At 63.8% G+C, this 5,853-nt stretch carries 6 protein-coding genes; all 6 read right to left on the bottom strand.

Going from position 1 to position 5,853, the window contains the following annotated elements:
• Nucleotides 1-530 (bottom strand): methyltransferase (locus PHW99_RS17725; RefSeq protein ID WP_300180793.1); only part of this gene is annotated, 530 nt, incomplete at its 3' end.
• On the bottom strand, nucleotides 517-1,701 hold the full coding sequence (gene dapE / locus PHW99_RS17730; RefSeq protein ID WP_300180796.1) for a succinyl-diaminopimelate desuccinylase: 1,185 nt from the start codon (nucleotides 1,699-1,701) through the stop codon (nucleotides 517-519). The genes dapE and PHW99_RS17725, both read right to left, overlap by 14 nt.
• 12 nt (nucleotides 1,702-1,713) lie before the next feature.
• The gene (locus PHW99_RS17735) at nucleotides 1,714-2,892 is read right to left on the bottom strand and encodes a PilT/PilU family type 4a pilus ATPase (protein ID WP_300180799.1); all 1,179 of its coding nucleotides are present in this window, start codon (nucleotides 2,890-2,892) and stop codon (nucleotides 1,714-1,716) included.
• 58 nt (nucleotides 2,893-2,950) lie between these two features.
• A complete protein-coding gene (gene dapD, locus PHW99_RS17740) occupies nucleotides 2,951-3,775 on the bottom strand; it encodes a 2,3,4,5-tetrahydropyridine-2,6-dicarboxylate N-succinyltransferase (protein ID WP_300180802.1) in 825 nt (274 codons plus the stop codon).
• A 50-nt stretch (nucleotides 3,776-3,825) separates the two neighbouring features.
• Nucleotides 3,826-5,046 (bottom strand): succinyldiaminopimelate transaminase, encoded by a 1,221-nt coding sequence (gene dapC, locus PHW99_RS17745; protein ID WP_300180805.1) that lies wholly within the window; start codon nucleotides 5,044-5,046, stop codon nucleotides 3,826-3,828.
• A gap of 54 nt (nucleotides 5,047-5,100) precedes the next feature.
• A partial coding sequence (gene murI, locus PHW99_RS17750) for a glutamate racemase (protein WP_300180808.1) occupies nucleotides 5,101-5,853 on the bottom strand: 753 nt, incomplete at its 5' end.

Genomic DNA, 5,853 nt, shown 5'->3' on the forward strand with positions numbered 1-5,853 from the left:
ATGCGGTCGTGCAGGCCATGGCGGTCAATGTTGATGCGCGCCACCTCCAGCGCATCAGCGCTGATGTCGGAGGCCTGCACGATCACATCGGGGTAGACCATGGCGGCCATCACCGCCAGACTGCCATTGCCGGTACACAGGTCGAGCACGCGGTGGGTGGATTCGCTGAGCCAGTAGTCGATGCCGCCCTCGACCAGCACCTCGGCAATCAGCGAGCGCGGCACGATGGCGCGTTCGTCCACATAAAACGCCACCCCCTGCAGCCAGGCCTCACGGGTCAGATAGGCTGCGGGTTTGCGGGTCTCGATGCGTGCTTTGAAAAGTGTAGCAACTTTGTCAATGTCTTCCTGGGCTACAGGTCGATTTGCTACCGAATCCGGGCCGTCCAGCGGGCTGTCCAACGGCAGCCCCAGCTGCCACAACACCAGCCAGGCAGCTTCGTCAAAAGCATTGGTGGTGCCGTGGCCAAAAGCCACGCCAGCATCGTCGAGCTGGCGGGCGCCGGCGTCAATCAGTTCAAGAATGGTCATGGACAGTTTGCGCGTGCAGGTTTTCCAGCACGCGGCGGTAGATGTTTTTCAGCGGTTCGATGTCAGCCAGCGCGATGTGTTCATCAATCTTGTGGATGCTGGCATTGGGCGGCCCGAGTTCGATCACCTGCGGGCAGATGCTGGCGATGAATCGGCCATCGCTGGTGCCGCCACTGGTGGAGAGTTCGGTGTGCAGGCCGGTTTCGGCCTCGATGGCCTGGGCCACGGCGTCCACCAGCGTGCCGGGGGTGGTCAGAAAAGGCCGGCCGCCCAAGGTCCAGGCCAGCTCGTAGTCCAGCCCGTGTTTGTCCAGTACCGCCTGCAGCCGGTTTTGCAGCGACTCGGGCGTGGACTCGGTGCCAAAGCGGAAGTTGAAGTCCACCACCACCGTGCCTGGAATGACATTGCTGGCGCCGGTGCCGCCATGGATGTTGCTGACCTGCCAGGTGGTTGGCGGGAAGAAGGCGTTGCCCTGGTCCCACGACACAGTTACCAGTTCAGCCAGCGCTGGTGCCAGCAGGTGGATCGGGTTTTTTGCCAGTTGCGGGTAGGCGATGTGGCCCTGGATGCCTTTGACCGTGAGTTTGCCGCTGAGGGTGCCGCGGCGGCCGTTCTTGACCATGTCGCCGGTGCGTTGGACCGAGGTGGGTTCCCCCACGATGCAGTAGTCCAGCTGCTCACCACGCTGGCGCAGCATTTCCACCACCTTGACCGTGCCGTCCAGCGCCGGGCCTTCCTCGTCGCTGGTGAGCAGAAAACCAATGCTCAACGGGGTGTCGGGCTGGGCGGCCAGGAACTCTTCGCTGGCCACGACAAATGCGGCCAGCGAGGTTTTCATGTCGGCCGCGCCGCGGCCGTAGAGCTTGCCGTCACGCTCGGTCGGGGTGAACGGGTCGCTCTGCCATTGTTCGTGCGGGCCACTGGGCACAACGTCGGTATGGCCGGCAAATACTATCAATTTAGTAGCTGTATGTGCTTTGTTTGTCTGGGCTACAGGCCGTTTTGCCCATAAATTGGTGACGCGGAAATGGTCTGGTCCGCTGACCAGGGTTTCCAGCTCGAACCCCAGCGGCGCCAGGCGCTGGCCAATCAGGGTTTGGCAGCCGGCATCCAGCGGGGTGTCGGAGCGGCAGGCGATCAATTGTTCGGTCAGTGCACGGGTGGGTGTCATGGGGCAGGGTAATCAGTGGTCCACGTCAAGCGTGATTTCGGTGAAAGTGGGTTTGTCGTCCGGGTCCTCGGCTGGCAGCCGGCTCTGGGCGTTGGCCCGGGCGGCAAAATCGTTTTGCAGACGCCACAACAGGTTGGTGGGGGAGTCGGCGTTGGCCAGGCCTTCCTTGCGGTCCACCACCCCGGCCAGGACCAGGCGGGCAATGTCCTGCTCAAAGGTCTGGCTGCCTTCGGCCAGGGACTTTTCCATGGCGTCGACGATGCCGGAGAAGTCGCCTTTTTCGATCATTTCGGCCACCAGCTTGGTGTTGAGCATGATCTCCACCGCGGCCGTTCGGGTGTCGGCAATGGTGCGCAGCAGGCGCTGCGAGACGATGGCTTTCATCGCGGCGGCCAGGTCACCGAGCATGGTCTGGCGCACCTCGACCTGGTAGAAGCTCAAAATCCGGTTGAGCGCCTGGTAGCTGTTGTTGGCGTGCAGCGTGGCCAGGCACAGGTGACCGGTCTGGGCGTAGGCGATGGCCGCCGACATGGTTTCGCGGTCGCGGATTTCGCCGATCATGATCACATCGGGTGCTTGCCGCAGGGCGTTTTTCAGCGCCAGCTGCATGGATTGGGTGTCGGTGCCGACTTCACGCTGGTTGACCACCGAGCGTTTGTTCTTGAACAGGAATTCAACCGGGTCTTCAATGGTCAGAATGTGCCCGGACTCACTGGCGTTGCGGTGGTCGATCATCGACGCCAGCGTGGTGCTTTTGCCGGTGCCGGTGGCGCCCACCATCAACACCAGGCCGCGTTTTTCCAGCATCAGGTCGGCCAGCACCGGCGGCAGCGACAGCGAGGCCAGTGCCGGAATCTCGTTGGCGATGAAACGGATCACCACGGCGTAAGAGCCGCGCTGGCGCATGCCGCTGATCCGGAAACGGCCCACCCCGGGCATGGACCAGCCCATGTTGAGCTCGTTGAGTTCGCGCAGCTCCTCGATTCTCTGCGGCGGCAGGATTTCGCTGAGCAGGTTGATCGGTGCGTCGGGCGGCAGGATCTGGCTGTTGATCGGCACGCAGTTGCCGTTGATGCGGATCAGCGCCGGCGAGTGTGCCGACAGGTAGATGTCAGAGGCGCGCTTTTCGGCCATCAGGCGCAGGATGCGCTCCATCGTGCCTTGGGCTGAGGGTGGCGCACTGGTTGCCATGGGGAAGCCTTTCAATCAGCGGGGCGGCGCCAGGTGGCCGGCCCCGACGGGTTGCAGATCAGTTGCGCAGCAAATCGTTCAGGCTGGTTTTGGCGCGGGTCTGCGCGTCCACCCGCTTGACGATCACGGCGGCGTACAGGCTGTAGCGGCCGTTGTCCTTGGGCAGGCTGCCGCTGATCACCACCGAGCCGGCCGGGATGCGGCCATAACTCACCGTGTCTTCGACGCGGTCATAAATCGGGGTGCTCTGGCCGAGGTAAACGCCCATGGAAATCACCGAGTTTTCTTCCACGATGACGCCTTCAACCACCTCGGAGCGGGCGCCGATGAAGCAGTTGTCCTCAATGATGGTCGGGCCGGCCTGCATCGGCTCGAGCACACCGCCAATGCCGACGCCGCCGGACAGGTGCACGTTTTTGCCGATCTGGGCGCAGGAGCCGACAGTGGCCCAGGTGTCGACCATGGTGCCTTCGTCCACATAGGCGCCGATGTTCACATAAGACGGCATCAGCACCACGCCTTTTGCCTGGTAGCTGCCGCGGCGCGCCACGGCCGGCGGCACCACCCGCACGCCGGTGGCGCGCATTTCCTCGGGCGAGAGGTCGGTGAACTTGGTCGGCACCTTGTCATAAAAGGCCAGCTGGCCAGCCTGGATGATCTCGTTGTCGCGCAGGCGAAAGCTCAGCAGCACGGCTTTCTTGATCCACTGGTGGGTGGTCCATTCGCCCACGGCCTGGCGGGTGGCTACACGCAGCTGGCCGGTTTCGAGCTGATGGATGACGTGCTCGACGGCATCGATCACTTCCTTGGGCGCGGAGGTGGCCGACAGGTTGGCACGGTCTTCCCAGGCGGCATCAATGATGGTTTGCAGTTGTTGGGTCATGGTCAGGATTCGGGTAAGGGTTGAAGAAGTCGCGGGCGTCCAGGTTGGTGTCAGCGCGGCCGCTGCTGGACAAAGTCCCGGATACGCTGGGCCGCCTGCACACACTCTGCGGTGTCGGCAACCAAAGCCATGCGGATACGTCCTTTGCCAGGGTTGTGGCCCTGCGCTTCGCGTGCCAGATACGAACCCGGCAACACCGTGACATTGTAAGTAGCGTAGAGCTCGCGTGTGAATGTCAGTTCATCACCACCGACGTCGGCCCACAGGTAAAAACCGGCATCGGGCAGGGCCACGTTCAGCACCTCGGCCAGCAGCGGTGTGACCTGGGCGAACTTGGCCCGGTACAGCGCGCGGTTGTCCACCACGTGGGCTTCGTCCCGCCAGGCGGCGATGCTGGCGGCCTGCACCACCGGGCTCATGGCACAGCCGTGGTAGGTGCGGTAGAGCAAAAACTGCTGCAGGATGGCCGCATCCCCGGCGACAAAACCGCTGCGCAGGCCCGGCACATTGCTGCGTTTGGACAGGCTGGTGAGGGACACCAGGTTCTTGAAGTCCGAACGGCCCAGCTGGGCGGCGGCCTGCATGCCCCCCAGTGGCGCTTCGTCGCGGAAGTAGATTTCGCTGTAACACTCGTCCGAGGCAATGACAAAACCAAAACGCTCGCTCAGGTCAAACAGTTTTTGCCACTCTGACAGCGGCATCACCGCGCCGGTGGGGTTGCCGGGGGAGCAGACAAACAGCTGCTGGGTGCGGGCCCACACGGCTTCGGGCACGCTGTCCCAGTCCGGGGCAAAGTTGCGCGCCGGGTCACTGGCCACGTAATACGGTTCGGCCCCGGCCAGCAGCGCGGCGCCTTCGTAGATCTGGTAGAACGGGTTGGGGCAGACCACCACCGGCTTGAGCCCTGGGGTGGGCACGGTTTGCGGGTTGACGATGGTCTGAGTCAGCGCAAACAGTGCCTCGCGCGAACCATTGACCGGCAGTGTCTGGCTGAACGGGTCCACGCGCAGGCCGTAACGTGTGGCCAGCCAGTTGGCAAAGGCTTCACGCAGCGCCGGCTCACCGGCCGTGGCCGGGTAACTGGCCAGGCCGCTGGGCTGGCGGCCGATGGCGTCCACCAGCGCTTGCTGGATGAAGGCCGGTGTGGCGTGTTTGGGCTCGCCAATGCCCAGGCTGATCGGGCTGTAGGCCGGGTTGGGCGTGACACCGGCCAGCAGCTGGCGCAATCGTTCAAAAGGGTAGGGCTGTAAAAGGGGAAGAAAGGGGTTCATGAGGCACGATTATCCCGGATGGCACACTGCCCCCTGGCCGGACAGGGCCTGGGTTCAGAGAGTCAGGGTCTGTACCGGCGCGCTCCAGTCCAGCCAGCGCCGGGCGGCCTGGGCCAGCCGTTCGGGGTGACCGGTGGCGCACAGTGTGAGCTGGCCTGGCTGGTCGGGGCTGGCCAGCTGGGGCAGCACCCGGCGTGTCTGGCGGGCCACGGGTTGGCCGTTGTCGATCAGCTGCACACCCGCTGGCAGCAGGGTCACCAGCTCGGGGCGGGCAAACGGGTAGTGGGTGCAACCCAGCACGAGGCTGTCGATCTCCTGATTTTTAGAGCCAAATTGGCCCATAGCCCGCGTATATTCTTCACATAGCGCTACTATTTTTGTAGTGTCCTGGTGTTCGATGGCAGCGGCCAGGCCATCGCAGGGCTGGCAGGTAAAGCTGGCTTGGCCGGCCAGCGAATCCAGCAGGGTCTTGAATTTGCGGCTGCCCAGGGTGCCACGGGTGGCCAGGACGCCGATGTGTCTGGTCTGGCTGGCGGCTACGGCCGGTTTCAGGGCGGGCTCGACCCCCACCATCGGCAGGCCGGGATGTTCCTGGCGCAGCACATCAATGACCGCCGCGGTGGCGGTGTTGCAGGCGATCACCAGGGTCTTGATCTGGTGCTGCCTCAGCAGGTAGGTCGTGATGGCACGCGCACGCGTCAGCACATGGCTGTGGTCGCGTTCACCGTAAGGCGCATGGCCGCTGTCGGCCACGTAGACAAAGTCCTCGAACGGCAGCTCGGCGCGCAGCGCCTTGAGCACACTCAA

The organism is Rhodoferax sp., assembly GCF_028689305.1.
Taxonomy (GTDB): Bacteria; Pseudomonadota; Gammaproteobacteria; order Burkholderiales; family Burkholderiaceae_C; genus Rhodoferax.

What these genes read in the sequence shown, in the direction of transcription:
- dapC (WP_300180805.1), bottom strand. Translation starts at nt 5,046, where the DNA reads ATGAACCCCTTTCTTCCCCTTTTACAGCCCTACCCTTTTGAACGATTG.
- PHW99_RS17735 (WP_300180799.1), bottom strand. Translation starts at nt 2,892, where the DNA reads ATGGCAACCAGTGCGCCACCCTCAGCCCAAGGCACGATGGAGCGCATC.
- dapD (WP_300180802.1), bottom strand. Translation starts at nt 3,775, where the DNA reads ATGACCCAACAACTGCAAACCATCATTGATGCCGCCTGGGAAGACCGT.
- dapE (WP_300180796.1), bottom strand. Translation starts at nt 1,701, where the DNA reads ATGACACCCACCCGTGCACTGACCGAACAATTGATCGCCTGCCGCTCC.